This window comes from Synergistaceae bacterium, assembly GCA_031272035.1.
Taxonomy (GTDB): Bacteria; Synergistota; Synergistia; order Synergistales; family Aminobacteriaceae; genus JAISSA01.
The window spans coordinates 1-18,227 of record JAISUO010000094.1 but is presented as its reverse complement, the minus strand read 5'-3'; the positions used below and the strand labels follow the sequence as shown (position 1 = coordinate 18,227).

15 protein-coding genes are annotated in these 18,227 nt (G+C 55.1%); 7 read left to right on the top strand and 8 right to left on the bottom strand.

Features of this window, described 5'->3' with window-relative positions:
- Together LBR61_11030 and LBR61_11025 are read left to right on the top strand one after the other, a co-directional pair.
- Nucleotides 1-1,273: hypothetical protein (locus tag LBR61_11030; protein ID MDR1732613.1), on the top strand; the 1,273-nt coding region annotated here is incomplete at its 5' end.
- A 148-nt stretch (nucleotides 1,274-1,421) separates the two neighbouring features.
- Nucleotides 1,422-2,405, top strand: a complete 984-nt coding sequence (locus LBR61_11025) for an Rpn family recombination-promoting nuclease/putative transposase (GenBank protein ID MDR1732612.1) — start codon at nucleotides 1,422-1,424, stop codon at nucleotides 2,403-2,405.
- Between the two features lie 131 nt (nucleotides 2,406-2,536).
- On the opposite strand, the gene LBR61_11020 is transcribed toward LBR61_11025, so the two are convergent.
- Together LBR61_11020 and LBR61_11015 are read right to left on the bottom strand one after the other, a co-directional pair.
- Nucleotides 2,537-3,892, bottom strand: a complete 1,356-nt coding sequence (locus tag LBR61_11020; GenBank protein ID MDR1732611.1) for a GntP family permease — start codon at nucleotides 3,890-3,892, stop codon at nucleotides 2,537-2,539.
- 139 nt (nucleotides 3,893-4,031) lie between these two features.
- Nucleotides 4,032-4,319 carry a DNA-binding transcriptional regulator gene (locus LBR61_11015; GenBank protein ID MDR1732610.1) on the bottom strand — a complete coding sequence of 96 codons (288 nt, stop codon included), beginning with the start codon at nucleotides 4,317-4,319 and terminating at the stop codon, nucleotides 4,032-4,034.
- A 376-nt stretch (nucleotides 4,320-4,695) separates the two neighbouring features.
- On the opposite strand from LBR61_11015, the gene LBR61_11010 reads away from it, so the two are divergent.
- The 4 genes from LBR61_11010 to LBR61_10995 all read left to right on the top strand — a co-directional run bounded on the left by LBR61_11010 (nucleotide 4,696) and on the right by LBR61_10995 (nucleotide 7,812).
- Nucleotides 4,696-5,901, top strand: a complete 1,206-nt coding sequence (locus LBR61_11010) for an HD domain-containing protein (protein ID MDR1732609.1) — start codon at nucleotides 4,696-4,698, stop codon at nucleotides 5,899-5,901.
- 226 nt (nucleotides 5,902-6,127) lie between these two features.
- Entirely contained in the window at nucleotides 6,128-6,613 is a 486-nt protein-coding gene (locus tag LBR61_11005) for a HutP family protein (GenBank protein MDR1732608.1), read from the top strand.
- Nucleotides 6,614-6,703: 90 nt separating this feature from the next.
- The gene (locus LBR61_11000; GenBank protein MDR1732607.1) at nucleotides 6,704-6,976 is read left to right on the top strand and encodes a hypothetical protein; all 273 of its coding nucleotides are present in this window, start codon (nucleotides 6,704-6,706) and stop codon (nucleotides 6,974-6,976) included.
- Nucleotides 6,977-7,038: 62 nt separating this feature from the next.
- Nucleotides 7,039-7,812 carry an isochorismatase family protein gene (locus tag LBR61_10995; GenBank protein MDR1732606.1) on the top strand — a complete coding sequence of 258 codons (774 nt, stop codon included), beginning with the start codon at nucleotides 7,039-7,041 and terminating at the stop codon, nucleotides 7,810-7,812.
- A gap of 57 nt (nucleotides 7,813-7,869) precedes the next feature.
- Here the strand turns inward: LBR61_10995 and LBR61_10990 are convergent, their stop codons facing one another.
- Entirely contained in the window at nucleotides 7,870-8,358 is a 489-nt protein-coding gene (locus LBR61_10990) for a GAF domain-containing protein (protein MDR1732605.1), read from the bottom strand.
- 198 nt (nucleotides 8,359-8,556) lie between these two features.
- On the opposite strand from LBR61_10990, the gene LBR61_10985 reads away from it, so the two are divergent.
- Nucleotides 8,557-10,629: a methyl-accepting chemotaxis protein gene (locus LBR61_10985; protein ID MDR1732604.1), complete on the top strand. Its 2,073-nt coding sequence runs from the start codon at nucleotides 8,557-8,559 to the stop codon at nucleotides 10,627-10,629.
- A gap of 313 nt (nucleotides 10,630-10,942) precedes the next feature.
- On the opposite strand, the gene LBR61_10980 is transcribed toward LBR61_10985, so the two are convergent.
- The 5 genes from LBR61_10980 to LBR61_10960 form a co-directional block, all read right to left on the bottom strand.
- Nucleotides 10,943-13,510 (bottom strand): LuxR C-terminal-related transcriptional regulator, encoded by a 2,568-nt coding sequence (locus tag LBR61_10980; protein MDR1732603.1) that lies wholly within the window; start codon nucleotides 13,508-13,510, stop codon nucleotides 10,943-10,945.
- Between the two features lie 285 nt (nucleotides 13,511-13,795).
- A complete protein-coding gene (locus LBR61_10975; GenBank protein MDR1732602.1) occupies nucleotides 13,796-15,067 on the bottom strand; it encodes a hypothetical protein in 1,272 nt (423 codons plus the stop codon).
- A gap of 144 nt (nucleotides 15,068-15,211) precedes the next feature.
- Entirely contained in the window at nucleotides 15,212-16,369 is a 1,158-nt protein-coding gene (locus LBR61_10970; protein MDR1732601.1) for a M20/M25/M40 family metallo-hydrolase, read from the bottom strand.
- Nucleotides 16,370-16,381: 12 nt separating this feature from the next.
- The gene (locus LBR61_10965; protein ID MDR1732600.1) at nucleotides 16,382-16,663 is read right to left on the bottom strand and encodes a 4Fe-4S binding protein; all 282 of its coding nucleotides are present in this window, start codon (nucleotides 16,661-16,663) and stop codon (nucleotides 16,382-16,384) included.
- Nucleotides 16,663-17,805, bottom strand: a complete 1,143-nt coding sequence (locus LBR61_10960) for a hypothetical protein (GenBank protein MDR1732599.1) — start codon at nucleotides 17,803-17,805, stop codon at nucleotides 16,663-16,665. Before LBR61_10960 ends, LBR61_10965 begins: the two co-directional genes overlap by 1 nt.
- Nucleotides 17,806-18,227 lie beyond the last annotated feature (422 nt).

The following is an 18,227-nucleotide window of genomic DNA, read 5'->3' as shown; positions in this document are numbered from 1 at the left end:
CGGCGGCTCCGGCGGAGGAACGAGCGGCGGCGCCAGCAACGCCTCCCTGCTCTACCTGGCCGGCCAGAAGATCACGACGACGGGCGGGGCCGGGACCATCCAGGACCCGAAGCTGGCGGCTATCACCGTGGCGAACTCCGTCGCGACCATCACGGAGGCGGACATCGTCAGCGCGGCGGGGAGCACGGGGATCCTCTACTCCGACACCCACGGCAGCAACCAGCACCAGCCCATAGCGCTGCCGGAAGGGGGCGTGGCCTACGCCTGCATCGAGGTAGACGCGGCGGACGGCGTCACGAAGATGTACTATAAAGTGACGGTGACCCGGCCCAACGCCTTGAGCGGCGTCACCAACCCCACGCCCACGCCGACTACGTCCTCGGGGAGCGGAGCGGGCTCCACGGACATCACCTCGGGCGGCGTGAACGTCGCCACAGGGGACGGCGGAAACGTCAACTGCAACATTGAGCGTCAACCGGACGGCACGTGGATTCTGGTGCTGCCCAACGGGACGGATTTGTCGAACCTGGTTCTGAACTTCACCCTGCCGGACGCGGGGACGCAGATCAGCCCGCTCAATGGGAGCGCCCAGGACTTCTCCAACGGCCGGGTCGTGTATTACACGGTGATCTCGACGGACGGGACGCAGACGACGACGTATCCCATCTGCGTGACAACCCGGACCCTCATCTTTGTGCGCGGCGGCCTGGTGGAAACGGAGGGGTGGAGTCTGCAAGCGGCGAAGTACGACGACGGGAGCTACTCCTTCAAAATTCTGGCCCCTCTGGACCCCGACGAGTATTCCGTGACGGCCTCGCACCTGCCCTCGCGCGTGTACGTGTCGCTGGGCAAGGCGTACTCGCACGTGACGCTGGGGATTCTGGACGCGGACGGTCGGGCTCTGACGCCGTTCAGAGAAGGCATCCCCGTCACGGCGGACGTGACGCGGAATAAAGCGAGCGCGGATCTGCGGGCGACGGGGAGCGAGCCGGCGACGCTTGAGATTGAGGGAGTGGCGCGGAGCCTGTCGGACCTGGAGGGTTTGTTTGTGGAGGAGGTGGACTGGCGGTTCGCGGACGAGCCAGACGAGTCTCACCGTCAGACGATCCTTCCGCCGCTGACCTACCACGACATCGTGAGCAAGGGCAGAGTGACGAGCCCCGCAGGCGTCGAAAGGAGCGGGAAAGGCGGAGGTGGATGCGCGGCTGCGGGGCTTTTCTCCGGCGCGTGGCTGCTTTTGATTCCGATGCTGGGGAAAAAGAAGAGGAAATAACGAAATAACGAAATAGCGCAGGGGCGGATCTGTGTGTCCGCCCCTGCTTCATATCACAAAGCAGGTGATTTGCGTTATAATGCCCCTGACAGAGCAAACCTGGTGAAGCACTGAGGCAATAGAAATTGAACGGAGAGACGAGGAACTGATGGACAGTGAACTGAAGAAAGCAAAAGATGGACTCAACCGCCTGAATGACAGGCTGTTTAAATATATTTTTGCTTCTGAGCAGCATAAGGAAAATCTGATACGTTTTTTAAATGACGTGCTGAATGACCCCGCGAGAATCATCGTGGATATTGAATATCTTGACAGAGAACTCGACCCGCCGTTTTTCAACGGGAAACTGGTGCATTTTGACGTAAGGGCAAAATCGGTCGACGGACGTATTTTTCATGTCGAAGTCCAAATAGCGGAGGAAAATGACATCATCGAACGCTGTCTTTTCTACACGTGCAACAACTATATCTCACAGCTTGCAATCAGTCAGTCATACGAAAAATTAAACGAAGTGGTGTTTGTTGGAGTTCTGAACTTCAATATGTTTCCCGATAAGCCGGATTCATTCCACTCCGTGCACAAACTGTTGGACACAGATAACCACAGGTGTTATTGCAGGGGAATTGAAATGCACTTCCTTGAACTGCCGAAACTGAAGAAGCAGGGAAAAGACAGGAAGCCGGAAAAACTGACCGGTTTGGAGAGAATGCTGACGTATATCGGAACGAAGGGAGTGACGGAATCATTGAGCCGAATAGCCGCGTATGACTCGGATATTGACCGAATTTTGCATTTGGAAGAAATGTTTATGAATGAACGGGAGCAATGGGTGGGATATTTAATGCGCGAAAGGGCGCAGACAGACTGGGAACATTACCTGAAGACAAGCCTGGAGAAAGCCACCGCTGAAGGTATGGCTCAGGGTATGGCTGAAGGAAAAGCCAAAGGTAAAGCTGAGGGTATAGCTGAAGGGGAAGCCAAAAGTAAAGCTGAAGCTGCGATAAAGATGCTGCGCCTTGGCATGGACAAAAACACCATATCGCAGGTGACAGAGTTATCGCCGGCGGAAATACAAAAACTGGCAAAAACTGAGAACCCGGTGAAAAGGAACACGGGAAGAAAACGGGCATAAGAAAGCACACCGAACATAAACGCACAGACACAGGCAGACGGCCTGAAGAGAACCGTCTGCCTTCAATTTTAGAGATTTTTTTAGAGATTTTTTAAAGGGATATTGAAAATCCGGCTTTCGAAGATTTCGGTTTACAGAATCAGCGAAAGCGCCCAGACCGCTCCAGCGCCCACCAGCCCCTCGATCAGGGTCGCCACCGTCTGAGCCCGATAGGCCGTGCTGACCTTCATACCGGAGAACTGCGTCACAACCCAGAAATAGGAGTCGTTGGCATGAGAAACCACCATCGATCCGCTTCCAATGGCCAGAGTGGCCAGAACGGCCCCCATGGGAGTCCCCAGTCCCAGAGATTCCAAAAGCGGGTAGACGATGGTCGACGTGGTGATCAGGGCCACGGTGGAGGAACCCTGCGCCGTCTTCAGCGCCGCGCTGATGATGAAGGGCAGGAATATCCCCAGCTGATACTGAGCCAGCGTCGAGCCAATGTAGTCGCCCACCTTCGTGGCGGCGATAATCGCGCCAAGGCTGCCGCCCGCCGCCGTGATCATGATGATCGTCGCGCCGTCCTTTATTCCCTCTCCGATCCAGCCGCTGGTGACCTCTTCCGTGATTTTGGGGACGAGGAAAAGACAGAGGATCAGGCCCACGAAAAGCGCGATGACCGGGTTTCCGAAGAAACTCGACAGGTTGTGCAGGGTGCTCCCCTTACCCACCTTTTCCAGCACCGAGGGATAATTGACCAGAGAGCTGAGGCCGATGAGGATCAGCGGAACGATGATCGGCGAGAAAGCCTTTCCCGCCGAGGGAAGCTGCTTGTGCTGCGCGATCAGTTCCTCGAAGCTGGGGCCCGTATTTGCCTCCTCCATGACCTCCATTTTGCTTCCGGCCGTCATGGCGTAGAAGTAACCGGCCAGCGCCGCGGGAATGGACACCACGATTCCCCAGAGGATGACCAGCCCCAGATCCGCGTGGAGGTTCCCAGCCGCCGCAATGGGTCCAGGCGTCGGCGGCACGAGGGTGTGAGTGGCGTAAAGGCCCGTGGACAGGGCGATGGCCATGGTGGCCATTTTAACGCCGCTGCGCTTGGAGAGAGATTTGTTCAGCGAGGAAAGGATGACGAATCCTGAGTCGCAGAACACGGGAATGGACACAATCCAGCCGATGATGCTCATGGCCAGAGCCGGGCGTTTCGGGCCGACCTTTTTCAAAATGGAGTCCGCCATGGTCAGAGCCGCCCCGCTCCGCTCCAGCATGGCTCCGATGATCGTGCCGAACAAAATGACGATGCCAATGGACCGGCAGGTGTTGCCGAACCCCGTGGTGATCGTGTTCACCACGTCCAGCATGGGCATCCCCGCGGCCAGTCCCATGAGCAGGGCCACCGTGAAGAGGGAAACGAAGGGATGAACCCTGAACTTCGAAATCATAACGACCATGACGACAATTGCCACAATCAGAATCACTACGAGTACAGATCCCTGTGCCACCTCACATCATTCCTTTCTCTCCAGCAATAGATTCTCTCCTGACACCACGCGCTTTGCCAAAACAAAATCTGAAACAAAAAATAAAACACAAAAATGAGCGCGTCGCAACCATTCACAACGCGCTCTCTTTGTTACAGGGTTATTTTTTCAGACGTTCCAGCACAATTTTATATCCGTTGGCGCCATAATCCAAAAATTTTTTGACCCGGCTTATGGTTGCCGTGCTTGCGCCCGTTTGCTGGGCGATTTGGGGATAGGTTTTGCTTTCACTCAGGAGCCTGGCAACCTCCAGTCTCTGGGCCAGCGCCTTGACTTCTCCAATTGTGGCCACGTCCTCCAAAAATGCGTACATTTCTTCCCGTGTTTTCAGCGTCAGGAAAGACTCACATAGTTTGTCCGTCAGGGCATCCTTCCACTTTTCCGCCATTCTGAATCACCCTTTCGTTTGTCGTGCGGACCATCTTCACTATCTGCTGCCCCGTGCAGCGCAATCCGCGCATCGTCAAAAAATGCACTTTTTGTCTTCCGGCAGGCTTCGGTGAATCACCTGCTGTTTGGCCGCGGTCGCTTTCATAGTCAGAACTTTTACAATCAGACTCCTTTATTTACTAAACTATAGTAGCAGTATACACGAAGATAGTTTATGATGGCAAATATTCGAAAAGGATTTGTAAATTTTACATTTTATTTGTACGGTGGAGACCTCGAATTCAGGTGTTAATATATGTACTATGTACAAAATGTACAAAATTCGCTTGGACTCAATTGGGAAAAAAAAGTCCTTTGCGAAAGGGGATGATCTCATGAAAAAGAAAATATGGAACGTTGCGCTGGGGGAGCTTCTGGATATAGAGGGCGTCGTCGCGGAGGATGTTCTGTCGAAAACGGGCACCGTCATTTTGCCCTCCGGCGTCAGCCTCGCCGCGCTGAAGGAAACTCGTCCGGAAATCGTTTCTCAGCTTCTGAAACATGGAGTGACCCACATAAAAGTGAAAAGCGCTCCCTCGATTACGGCGGGGGAGTTTCGGACGGCGCTGGGGTCCATTACGCCCTCTGTGGCGGAGTTGAACCCCCTGCTCACCCGGATTGCCATCCACCAGTTCGGCGTGATCTGGCGCAGTATCGACGACCGGGCGGCGCGGGAGCGGGGCGTTCGCACCATGGCGGACATCGCCGCCCGACTTCCCCGGGAGATTCGAAAAACGCCCCAGATAACCCTTTCTCTGGTGGGAGGGGAAGATCAGATGCTGGAAAAGATGTACAATCATTCCATCAATGTGGCGCTTCTGTCGGGGTACATCGCTCAGAAAATTTTTCCCGTGTGGCCGGCGTTTATTCAGGCCGTCATCGTGGGAGGGCTTTTTCACGACATCGGGAAGGCGTTTTTCTTTCCCGGCTCCTGGGAGGCGAAGGGCAAAATCCTTCCCAGCGAGGGGCGGGTTCTGAACTGTCATCCCCTGCTGGGAGAAACCCTGCTGAAAGATTCGGGCGTGACGGACCCGAATATTCTGGCCGCCGTCCGTTCTCATCACGAAAAATGGAACGGGACGGGGGTTCCCGACCGTCTGAGGGAGGAGGATATTCCCATGGCGGCTCGTATCGTCGCCGTGGCCAACGTTTTCGAAAACCTGACGAACCGCATTCTGGAGGGGGACTCCTGCCGGGGCGATCAGGCTCTGTCCCAGATGATCGAACGGGCCATCGGAGACTTCGACACCCGAATTCTGCGGGTGCTTCTCGCCGCCATCGGGCTGTATCCGCCGGGGACGGTGGTGCTGCTTTCCAACGGGAAGGTGGCTATCGTTCTGGAAACCAAAGAGCGGGATCTTTTGTGCCCCAGGGTGCTGGTTTGCCTGGACGAGTCCGGCAGGCGGGTTTCTCCCTTCGGGATTCTGAAGATCGACAAAAAAGGCAGTGTTTACATCAAAGAGGCATGGGACGACTTCAGCAGGCGCAGACTGGAGCCCTTCGTTCCCGCCGCCGCGGGCCTTGCAGCCGTCACGGGATGAAACGAAGCCGAAATCCAACGCCAAAGTCAAAAAATCGGTTAAAATTGATTTTGTTTATAATTAAATTCTGGACTAAAATATGGAATCAGATCCAGCTTAAAATTATAATTAAGTAATCGCCCGGCGTAAAATATGTGAAAATATGAGAAACGGAAGTGAACGTTATACGACTACAAGAACGCAAAGTCTCGAGAGTGATTTTCGTTCCTGAACCGGAGGCAAGTGAGTGGAAGAGACGCTGGAACTGCACCGAGAGCGGAGCAATGAGGAGACGTCCGGCGCGTTGTCGCTGGATTCCGAGCTGGGAATCGACGATGTGGGAAGAGCCGCTGTTCTTCTGGCCCTGACCAGAAACGCGGAGAAGGAAACTGCCTGCAAGCAGTATATCGAAGAAAAAGGATGGAAAGCCGTCGCGACGGAAGTCGGAGGTCTTCTGAGCGACCTGCCGCAGAAAATCGTCAGAGCACTGGTGGGAGCCTCTCTGAACGCGGGAGTTATCGAAAAAAACTCCCGTGAAATGCACGCGCTGATCCACGCGGCCGTGGAGGCCAGCAACGGTTTCATCCCCCGCAGCCTCGTCGAGGTCAGCATTGGAGCCAAAATCGCTATCGTACGCAACGAGAACTGGATTGCCGTGGCCATTTTCGGGGACTGCGCGGTTCACATCGTCGCCCATCACGATCGCTGCGGCCTGGGCGTCATGCACCTCTGAGGTCCGGACCAGGGAAAATTTCCGCCAAAATGAGGAGAAAACATAGGAGCGCGCACGTCGGAGGCGGCATCGGAGTCGGAGGTGGAAGCGTTGCATAAGTTTCACGTGATCGACCTTTCTCCCTCCATCATGGAGAGAAGTCTTGGCGTCCTGGAGTTCAAAAAAATGCCCCGTCCGGGAGACTGGGCGGAAATTGAGACGGACGAAGGCGTTTATATGTACGAGGTCGTAGGTTTCGTGCATGAACTTGTCCCCGACGAGACCGGTTTCGTGGGAGAGGATACGCTTTACGTGGCCGGCCCCCGAGACAGCACCGCCGCCCGGTTCGAGCTGTACGAAAAGCACAAAAATCGGGGAAATTAAGAAAGTCAGGCAGGTCTGAAAAATCAGGAAAATCTGGTGGAAAATCTGGATGGAGGAAAAATATGAGTAACGACGCGCTGGTCATCGTCGATCCCCAAAACGATTTCTGCGACAAAAAAGGAAGTCTTTACGTCGATGGAGCGGAGGACGATATTCTGCGCCTGTCGAAGTACATTGAGACGACGGAGGAAACGCCGAGGGAAATTTTCGTGTCCCTGGACTCTCACGACCGAGTCGCGATTTTTCATCCTTCCTTCTGGGTGAACCCGGCGGGACGTCATCCCGAACCTTTCACGCCTATAACGCCGGCGTCCTTCGCAGGGGGGGACTGGCGGCCCGCCGCCTCGCAGAACAGGCCCTTTGCCGAACAAATGTTTTCCGTCATGAAGACCAGGGGCATTCCCTCCCTCATGCTCTGGCCGGAGCACTGCGTCGTCTCCACCTGGGGACATCAGATCGCCGATCCCCTCCAGCGCGCGCTGGAAACCTGGCGCGGGAAAACCGGCCTCGCGGCGCGCTACGTCTTCAAGGGAGAAAATCCCTTTACGGATCAGTTCTCCATCTTCGAGGGGCTGGACGATTCCTGGCCCGAAACGGCCTTCAACACGGCCCTTTTCGCCCGGCTGGAGGCTTTCGACCGGGTGACCTTCGGCGGAGAAGCCCTCAGTCACTGCGTTCGGGAGTCCATTCTGTCCTACGTGAAAAGACCCCGCAGCCGCCGGCAGGAAGTGCGCCTTCTCCAGGACTGCACCTCCCCCGTGAGCGGATTCGACGCAAAAGAGTCGCTGGACCTGCTGCGCCGCGAGGGAGTGACCTTCATCACGGCCGCATCATGATCGAATGAGAATGAAATAAGAACGATACAACGTACAACGGCCGGATTCGGCCTGACGTCAGCAGATAAAAACGACATTGAGGAGCGTTTGCGCCACGCTTTCCAGTCCTTTTTTGTCCTCCTCGTCGAAGCGGGAAGGAATGGGGCTGTCGATGTCCAGCACTCCAAGAACCTGTCCATTTTTGATCAGAGGAACGACGATTTCCGACGAGGAGGCCAGATCGCAGGCGATGTGGTTGGTACAGGTGTGGACGTCATCCACGACACGGGTTTTTCCCTCCTGCACCGTCGTCCCGCAGACGCCCTCCCCCGGAAGAATCCGCATGACGGCGGGCTTGCCCTGAAAGGGGCCCAGAATCAGCGCGCCGTTTTTCATGAGGTAGAAACCGACCCAGTTGATCTCCTCCAGATACAGGTTCAGCAGAGCGGAGACGTTGGACAGCGCGGCGGTCTCATCCCTGTTTCCCTCCAGCATGTGAACCAGAGACTCGTTCATATGAGCGTACATTTTCTCTTTGTCTTCAAATTTTCTGACATCGACTTCCATGGATATGCCCCCTTTGAGTGCAGTTCTTTCAAGCCTATTTTAACTCTTTTTCCTCTCCGGTTCACCGCCATCACACGCTTTTCTCACTCGATCCTCTTCTGTTATTTGAATTTGGGATAGTTATTTGACAATTCCTACATTATACTTACACTATGCTCTCCACAGGGCAAAATTTGTGTGGTCGAAGGAGATGTTGTAATGAGGATCAAGACCAAGCTGATCATGCTCGCCTGCGCCGTGACGGTTGTTCTGGCCGCGCTGATGGGTTTGATGTACCTGAGAACGACGAGTGTCCTGTCGGATATTCAGGACGCGGACGCGATGAAGATCGTCGCGTATCTGAACGACACTATCGACGTTTACATGACCGGCCTGGCGGACATCGTCAGCAACTCCGCTCCGTTCATCAAACAGATTCTCGCCAGCGGAACCGATGAGAACGAGGCCAGGAAGAAGCTGTCCGCGGCACTGGCGGAGACGTTCAACGCCGACAGACCTCAGGGCGTGCTGAGCGTGTACCTGGGGCTGGAAAAGGACGGCGCCCTTATTTCGGGAACCGGAGCGGCCGCGCCTGAGGGTTACGATTCCCGCAGCCGGGACTGGTACAAGGCCGCCGTCGAAGCCAAAAAAACGGTCATCACGAAGCCGTACCCGGACGCCTATACGAAACAGACCGTGATTTCCGTCGTGGCCCCCATTTATGCCGACGACGGCAGGGTTCTGGGCGTTATCGGCTCGGACATGTCGCTGGAGAACGTAGGGGCCAAAATCCGGAGCGCGACGGTGTTCGGAAAGGGACATGGAGTGCTGCTCGCTCCCGACGGCCTCGTTTTGGAATATCCCGACAAGGCCTTCATCGTGAAGGAAAATCTGGCCAAAAGAAGCTCGCTGGTGGACCAGAACCTGGCGAACCTGGGGCAGCAGATGCTCAGCCGCAAAAGCGGATTCGGGCTTTACACCCTCAACGGCGCGGAGGGGATGATGTACTACGGGTCCGGATCCTACGGCTACGTGGCGGGTCTCGCGTTTCCCCTGGCACAGTGGAATCAGATCATCCGCAGCGTCACTCTGACGCAGATGGTGATCGGGTTCATCGCCACGATCCTCCTGATCCTGTACATGGTGTTCATGATTCGCAGCATAACGACGCCCCTCAGGGCCGTTATGATAACCATGAACCGCTTCGCCAACCTCAACCTCACCCCCGACCCCGAAGCGGTCAAAATCGTCGCGAAACTGAACGAGCACACCGAACTGGGAACCATTATCGCGGGGATACGCAGAACGAGAAACGCGTTCATCGAAATCATCTCCTCCATCCGGGGCGAAATAGACCGGCTCGTCACTTCCTCCGAAATGCTTGACGGTCTGAGCCAGAGCGCGGCGACGGAGGTGGACAACTCCAAAACGGCGGCTTCCAACGTGCAGCGCCTGGCGAACGAAGCCCTGCAATCCGTGGAGGCGACGGTGAGCGGAATTCAGGAAGTGACGCAGGCCGCGACCATGACCGCCACGTCGGCCACCCAGGGCGCCGAAGCATCGAGCACGACGGCCACTCTGAGCGCGTCGGTCGCCGACATGGTGAACGGGTTCGTCGAAGATCTCCAGAACGTCGGCAGGGTCTCAGACGAAAACAGGGAGGGCATGACGGAAGTGGGAGAGTCCGTGACCGCCATCGGCGAGTTCGTCACGTCCATCAGGAACATCGCGAACCAGACGAACCTGCTGGCCCTGAACGCGGCGATCGAGGCGGCCCGGGCCGGAGACGCGGGGCGGGGATTCGCCGTGGTCGCCGACGAGGTCCGCAAACTTGCCGAGGAGTCCAACGTGGCTTCGCGCCATGTGGCCGAGATGATGGAAAAACTTCAGCAGGGCACGCAGAACGCCATCAGCTCCGTGCAGGCCTCCGCGGACACCGTCACGCAGATCATCGGAAAAGCGCGGGACACGCAGACCAGCCTGAAAAACGCGCTCACCCAGATCGACAAGGTCAACGACGCCGTGCAGACCATCGCGGCAGCCGCGGAGGAACAGGCGGCGTCCAGCAACGAAATTTCGGAGTCCACCAACAAAACCCGTGACAGCATCGGCAACGTCGCTCAGGAAATATCCGCCATCACCAGCGCCGCGCAGGAGACGCAGGGCGCGATAAAGAAGGTGGCGGACGAGGCCGAAAACCTGACGTCGATCTCCGAGGTCCTCGAAAGCATGATCGGGCGCTTCACAGTCCAGGAGGAGAAGCCCGCCGCCATTCCCGCGTCGAAGCGCTGATACACGAAACCTGATAAAAAGAGACCTGCTAAAGAGGGAGGCCGGCGGGCCTCCCTCTTCTTTTCATTTATGAGTTATTGATTCATGTGGATTTCGAGACGGCGTTACGTATTTTTGCTCAACGATATTAGCACTATCGGCCTAGTTGATTCTAAGTCAAATTTCCTGTTTCTTTTTCGGGGAAATGATAATATTTAAACACGCAATCATTATCATTTTCTACCCTCCTTTTAAGGGTCGCTGTTTTTCCAGCGGCCCTTTTTTCATATTTTTTTCATATCTTTTTTCATGTTTCTTTTTCATGTTCATCCGGTCAGCTATCCACCAGATTCAGGGACGTGGCGATACGGACCGCATCCGAGGCGTTTTCGGCCCCCAGTTTCGCGTAAATCATCTGCAGGGCGGCGTTGATCGTATTGATGGATAAATCCTGACTGGCTGCCATTTCGCTTCGTGAAAGCCCCTGGCAGAGGTCATTCAATATCATCAGTTCTCTGGAGGACAGGCGGATTTCCTTGTCGAGACCGTGGGCCTTTCGATATTCCGCTATGATGGAAGTCACCTTTTTGGCGTAGCTGGCCGACTTTTTATATATTTTTTCCAGCCAGGGCGCCGGAATTTTACAGCGTTCGTCCTTCATGGCCACCCGGGTAAGGGTGCGCATGTCGTTTCCCTGCTCGATGAAGGGCATGTTCAGGTCGTTGGGACAGGCGATGTCGTAAGCCTCTTCCAGCGCCACTCTGGCCTTTTCGGTCTCTTTGAGGTGATACAGGCTTATCGCCTCCAGAATCTTCAGTTCGATTTTCCCGAACAAAAACGCCCCCGGCCCGTAGTCCCTGTCTCTCTGCCCCTCGATGAAGGCCAGCAGAATGTGATATTTTTTTTCCCCCAGATAATATTTTGCCTTTACGAGATTTTCAAAACCGTGCATCAGGGAGTTGATGTCGCTCTCCTCGAAGTTGTTTTTTAACCAGGGCGCTATCTGATCGGTCTGGCGGATTGAGACGTAATACCAGCCCGTCACGATATCGTACAGCGTGTACCGGTTGATGTAGGCCTTTTTGTCGAGCTGGGCTTCCAGCTGCGTCCGCAGATTCCGAAGTTCGGCATAATTTCCCGCGGCCAGGCTGACCCGCAGAAGGAAGAAAAGAGCGCGATTTTCTATTTCGTACTGCTCCTTTTCCCGGGCCTTGAACAAAGTCTGCCGGGCGAATTTTTCGCAGTGCTTCATATCCGCTCTGAAAAATGCCGCTTCGGCCCGCGTCAGGTCGTCCAGCCCGTACATGTTGCCCCCCATCGTCACGGAAACGTGGGGGATCGAAGCCTCCACGGCCTCCACGAACCGCTCGATCTCACCCTTTTTCGGACTGCCGATGCGGCAGGCGTAGGTCCCGAGCCCCAAATTCCGGATGGGGCCCTGCACCACGTAACTGCTCTTCGCGTAATAGTCCCCGCTTTTTTTGAAGTACTGCCAAAATTCGTACTCATGTTTATACATGCAGCGAAAATAATACGAAAAAGCCAGATTGTTGCAAAGGCCGAAAAGAATTCGACATGTGACGGAGGTTTGAGGAAGGGCTTCATATTTTTTTATGAGCGCCTGCAGTTCGGGAATCGCCTCGTCAAACCGTCCAAGGCTGGCCAGAAGCCTTGTATAGATGAGGTAAAGCGTCGGATGCCGCTCGTAGTCCTCCGGAGAAATCCTTTTGCACACTTCCAGCAGAAACAGCGCGGTGTTGTTCGGCAGCATCATCTGCAGCGTATAGACGACCTCGATAAGTTTGTCGAAATCTTTCGCTTTTTCGCAGTAACTGATGGCATCGATTTTGTAATCGTTGTCGACGCACCACTGAATGGCCCTGAGGTAAACGTCGCGTTTTTCCTCCTCCGTCAGCATGTTCTGCTTTTGAGCCAGATAGTTCAGAAACAAATGGTGAATTCGATACACGTTCAGATAGGCGTCGTAGCGGATGAAGGTGCTGACCCTGCCCAGTTCCGCCATGAGGTCCTCATTGGGAGAAAGTTCCTTCACGAAATCCAGAGACAAATGGTCCGTCAAAGACAGAAGAACCAGAAATTTTTGCAGTTTTTTCGACATGCCGGAGAAAATTTCGCTTTCTATCAGCCTGAAAACGTTTTGTTTCATGGCAAAAAGCGCGGAATTTGCGTGATGAGGCGTTTTTTTCAAAATCAGGCCGGTCAGCTTCACGGCGAACACCCAGCCTTCGGTGCTGTCACAGATGGCGGCCAGTGTTTCCCTGGAGGCTTTCACTCCCTGAGATTGCAGATAATCCCGGATCTCCTCTCCGGAGAACCGCAGGTCGTCCTCGCTGATGTGCGTCATCAGACCCTTCGAAAACAGATCGATCATGTCGATGGGAAGCTCGTGTCTTGAGATGATGATCGTCGTCACCCCGTTCAAAAAGGGAAGGTGAATGGATCTCTCTATAAAATGTAAAACGGCGGGGTCCTCAATCAGATGAAAATCGTCGAAGACCGTCACGTACTTTGTGTTCTTCGAAAAGTTGCTCCAGGGGGCGCTCGGATATCTGTCAAACTCGCTGTCCGTCTCGGGGAAACCATTCTCCATCAGCGTCGCGGCATAGTCCGGGTTGGACAAATAAACGGCGTGGGTATAATTCTCCCAAAACCTCGACCGCACGTTGTCCTTCCTGGACAGCTGCACCCAGGTGGTGACGGAGTCGTATTTTTTCAAAAAAGAATAGACCGCCTCCGTTTTTCCATAGCCCGCCCCGGCGACGACGGAGACGACAGGATTGCGCACGGCCTTTTCCAGAAGCTCGTCGATTCGGGGACGCTCGAGGTGGTATTCATTTTCTGAAACTGCAGGCACACCGTTATGGAAAAAATGATCCTGCATTCGCTTTCCTCCCAAAAGATTCTGACAGGTTAAACCCCTCTCGCCCTCTTATTGATATTGATTATGAACGTTCATTTATATATTTCTTATTATACACCATTCCAAAAATACAAAGGATATTTTTGAAATAATAATCACATACATAAAATCTAAATTTTATATGCAATGCAACAGGACCTCACGGAAAAAGGCAGGAAAAAACAGAAAAAAATAACACCAGAGAGTGAAGGGGTTCACTCCCTGGCGTGTTTCATTATCAGGACTTTTATTTACTCCAAATTGGTATCAACTGCCCGAATAAAAGGGCGAGTATCCCGTTCCGGAGAAGGAATCCGGGTCTTCCAGCCGCCAGATTACACGAAAAAAGTTTTTTGCCTTTTCGTACTCGCGAACGAAATTCACCCTGAAGGACGAGGGATCTTCGAGAAAATAGCCCCTTTCGATGTAGGAGCCCGCAGGAAATTTCGTTTCAGCGGCGATGCGAACCCAGGGAGCCACCACCGAAACTCCGCCCACCTCCTTTTCCCCGATCTCCACGCCTCTCTTCAGTCTGGCGTTGGGACCGATAATCGTCCTGTAAATTCTGGCGTTACGCCCCACGTAGACGTTGGGCATCAGAATCGAGTCGACCACCTCCGCGCCCCGCTCCACCACCACGGAGTCGGAGAGAATCGAACTCTGCACCCGCCCCTCAATCACCTGCAGACCGGAAAGAACGCTTCGCTCCACGTTCAGTTCTTCCTCCACGAAGCGGGATGGCGCGTTCATCAGGCCTCCGATGATCTTCCCGCCGTTTTCCGCGCTCTCGAACAGGGAAGGATTCCCCAGAAGGTCCATACCGGACTCCCACAGATCTTCCGCCGTTTCCAGTTCCCTCCGGTACCCGTCAAATTTCCAGATCTGGAGTTTTTCCCCCGCCTGTCGCATGACCGGCAGGACATCGGCGCCGAAATTTCGCCAGTTTTTCACCTCTGCGCCGTCCAGGGTCAGGTATTTTTGCAGAGCATCCAGCCGAAAAACGTAAAATCCGGTGAGAACAAAACCTGTCGGAATTATTCCTTTTTTCTCCATGTCCCCGGTCTCGTACTTCCTTCGGGAAGACGCAACAACCGCCAGAGTCACTGCGGCGTCGCTGTTTTTGTGAGCTTCGATCATCTTCGCGCAGTCCATCCTGAACACCTGATCCCCAGGCAAAAGACACACATGCTCAGGAGAAAATCGCCGGATAAAAGCGAGATTCCGGCGGACCGCGTTCACAAAGCCTCCGCCGTTCTCCTCATTTTGGCCGGAGGGGAGTATGAACACGCCGCTTTCCTCCCCCGGAGAGACCCAGGGGCGCCCGTCTCCGATATGGCTGCACAGCGCCAGATCCGGAGCTCCGGAGAGGATTCCAACAACGTCCAGCCCCGCGTGACTGCAGGCGCTCAGGGCAAAATCGATGAGTCTGTGGCCGCCTCCGAAATAGATCATCGATTTCGGGAGAGAAGTCGTCAGTATCCCCGCTCCTGCCCCACGCCCGTCAACGTTAACCATCGCGATACAGTCTTTTTGCCTCATTGAAACCCACTTCCCGTTTTTGTCTCCAGGAATACATCCGTTGTTGAAAGTTATCCTAAAACAAAAACAAATCGCAAAATACACCTTGATTGAGGCAGGAAAATTGTCGACAAAATCAAGCCTCCATATTAAGCCTCCATCATATTAAGCCTCCATGCAGCGCAAAATCAGCCTTAGAACCACTTCAAATCCCTCTGAGAGACTGCTCAGATCGATGAACTCCCCCCGGGTGTGGGCGCCGCTTCCCCTGTAGCCTCCCAGAGCGACGGCCGGAATCCCCAGGGACAGGGGGAGGTTGCAGTCGGTGGACGCGGCGCGGACTTTCGGAGCCTTGCCGGTAACGGACTGAATGACCTCAAAGGCCTTTCGCTCCAGAGTTTCCTGGGCGGTCGGGTCCAGCTTTCCCGCGGAAGGGCGCTCACCGATCAGCTCCACTTCGATCTTTTCGGCCTCACCCCGACGGCGTTCCAGAATTTCGCGAAACTTCCGCTCCATAATGTCGAGACCCCGCTGAGTGACAGAGCGGTATTCGAAGAGCATTTCGGACGTCTCGGCAATGCTGTTGACCGAGGTGCCGCCGGAGATTTTTCCGACATTCAGGGTGGTGGGCCCGTCAGGAGCGGCGGGAGGCGCGATTTTGTACAAATCGACGATAATCTCTGAAAGAATCTGAATGGCGTTGCTGTTGCCGAAATCGTTCCAGGAATGCCCGCCCTGTCCGGAGACCGCCACCCGATAACGCCGAGACCCCACCGCTTTGTTCGTCAGATTTCCCAGACGCCCGTCGAAGGAAACCACCTGTCGAACGCGTCCGGCGTGGTCTTCCATCAGTTTTCGGCATCCCTTCAGATTGCCGAGCCCCTCTTCGCCGGCGTTGCCCACGAACAGCACCCCGCAGTCGGAGGGAACCTTTCGGGTCGCCACATAGCGGGCCGACAGCATGAGCATCGCCAGATTCGTGGTGTCGTCCCCCACCCCGGGACAGTAAAGACGACCCTCCCGCTCCTCCGGTTCGAAAGGGGTGAGGTCCGGAAAAACCGTGTCGGTGTGGGCCATGAAAATCGACACATCTTCGTCGGCTCTGTAATTTAAACGGTAAATCACGTTGAGCGCCCCATCCACAATCACGTCGGCCTCCTCCGAACCGCACCGGGTCAGAAACCAGTCCCGAAGAAAGGCCGCTCTGGCCCCTTCGTCGTTGGAGGGGGCGGGAATGCGGCAGAGAGTTTTGATTAAATCCAGCAGTTCCGCGGAATGTTCGGCAATATAGCCGTGAAGGTCGTCAGGAGAAAAATTCGTCATTTTAGATTCCTTTCAGCAACAGGTGCATTCGGCTTCTCCACCGGAGAGCAGGCCGTTGATGATCGCGGAAGCACAGCCCACCCCCGGATGGACCGAGAGCGCGGAAACCGGACAGTTCAGCACGCAGGCGCCGCACTCGATGCAGGCGTCCCGATCCTCGATTTTCACCTTTGCGTCCTCCGCCAGAAAGACGCTGCGGGGACATACCGTCAGACACATTCCGCAGCCCACGCAGCGTTTCGGGTCCAGAGACAGAGTTGAAACATTTTTTAAATAACGCAGCTCCGTTTGCATCACATAAATACCTCCGATATTAAAATGACCGCGCTCACCGTCACCGCAAGGGCGTAAAGGGGCAGGGCCGCTTTCAGTTCTCTGTTGACGCCGGAGGGAGAGGTGAAGGTCGTCGATCCGGTAAAATTCAGGGCAAACCAGGAGGACACGGAAGGCAGCAGAAGAAAACCCGCCGCCGCTTCCCTCCAGGAGACGCCGTCCCGAAAGACCGTGTAGGACAGGAGCGCCAGGACAAGACCCACCACAGCTCCCTTCAGGGCGAAGGAGCGGAAGGGCAGGAAGGGCAAAATCATTGGCACCAGAACGGTTCCCGCCAAAACGGAAAGGAGATACGGCGTCACGTTGCCCGGCGTAAAATCGCCCAGCCGCAAAATATTGAGCAGGAACAGAACCCCCAGGACCTTTATCGTCCCGCCCATCGCCTGCATCAGGTCCACCGGTACCACCGCCGCCCGGTCCGGCAGGTCGAAACGGACATGACGCATTTCCGGAGTGGCTTTCATCCCGCTTTTCAAAAACGCCGGAATATCGGAAGCCCGCACGGGGCCGAAAACCACCTGAAAGCCCGTTCGGGATCGAACTTCGTGTCCGGACACGCCGGAGGCCCCGAGCTGAGGGACGATAAGGGTTTCATGGGCGACCAGACGGTTCAGCCTCAGCCTGGCCACGGATCTCATGAGGTTCTGTGTGCTGAAGGTCCCCTTCCCCGCCGCGCACCAGACGTTGACCCCATCGGTGTCCAGCACGAGAATCCAGGCATCGATCCCCGCAAGGGAGCAGCGCAGGCGGTCGAAGGACAGTTTGTAATTTGCGCTGACGAAAAGAGGAGCTTTCTCATCGGGCCTTCCAATGGCGTAAAGTCCCGGCTCTGTCCTGTAGTCCATGCGTTTGATGCCCCAGCGCACCTTCCAGGCCCCCAACATGTCCCTCCAGGTGTATTCGGTCGAGATCACGGGAATTTTTCCAACGGGACTGTCGATGAACTTCCCCGTCAAAAATCGGGGCGGCGATTCCTTCTTTTTCGAACCGCAGCAGGATTCCGAAGAAGCGCGGCATTCCGTCTGCTCTTTCAACAGGGCGGCTGTTTCCTCCACGGGGCCATTCACGCCGGACGTTTCGACATTTTCCTTTACCTCAGACAACAAATCCACCTCCCGATTGCCACTGCACAGCCCGTCCACAGTATCATTCGGGTCTGCGGGTCGCTTGTATCCATTTTCTGCTGACATCTGCCGTGACTTCGAAAAGAATAGGCCGTCGCAGGAGAGCCGTCAAGGGAGAAAAAATAAAAAAGCGCCGGAAGAAATCTCCTGATACTCAAATTGGTATCTTCTCTCCATTGACATTTCCCCTGCCAACGGCCTATCCTTTTCAATGAAACATCAAGAAAGGGAAGGATCCTGCACTGACATGGAACGACTCAACGGGGATCTCTCCTTCGAAAGCCTGAGCCCGGAGGCTCGGCGGGAGTACGAGAGACGCAAAAAAGACAATACGCTGCCGAAGGAAATCGACCGGCGGCGGGACCGGTACTTTAAATTTCTCTTTGGAGAGCCGGAACACA

Excerpts from the sequence above, each read along its gene's own strand:
- LBR61_11025 (MDR1732612.1), top strand. The coding sequence starts at position 1,422 with ATGGACAGTGAACTGAAGAAAGCAAAAGATGGACTCAACCGCCTGAAT.
- LBR61_11015 (MDR1732610.1), bottom strand. The coding sequence starts at position 4,319 with ATGGCGGAAAAGTGGAAGGATGCCCTGACGGACAAACTATGTGAGTCT.
- LBR61_11010 (MDR1732609.1), top strand. The coding sequence starts at position 4,696 with ATGAAAAAGAAAATATGGAACGTTGCGCTGGGGGAGCTTCTGGATATA.
- LBR61_10995 (MDR1732606.1), top strand. The coding sequence starts at position 7,039 with ATGAGTAACGACGCGCTGGTCATCGTCGATCCCCAAAACGATTTCTGC.
- LBR61_10990 (MDR1732605.1), bottom strand. The coding sequence starts at position 8,358 with ATGGAAGTCGATGTCAGAAAATTTGAAGACAAAGAGAAAATGTACGCT.
- LBR61_10985 (MDR1732604.1), top strand. The coding sequence starts at position 8,557 with ATGAGGATCAAGACCAAGCTGATCATGCTCGCCTGCGCCGTGACGGTT.
- LBR61_10980 (MDR1732603.1), bottom strand. The coding sequence starts at position 13,510 with ATGCAGGATCATTTTTTCCATAACGGTGTGCCTGCAGTTTCAGAAAAT.
- LBR61_10975 (MDR1732602.1), bottom strand. The coding sequence starts at position 15,067 with ATGAGGCAAAAAGACTGTATCGCGATGGTTAACGTTGACGGGCGTGGG.
- LBR61_10970 (MDR1732601.1), bottom strand. The coding sequence starts at position 16,369 with ATGACGAATTTTTCTCCTGACGACCTTCACGGCTATATTGCCGAACAT.
- LBR61_10965 (MDR1732600.1), bottom strand. The coding sequence starts at position 16,663 with ATGCAAACGGAGCTGCGTTATTTAAAAAATGTTTCAACTCTGTCTCTG.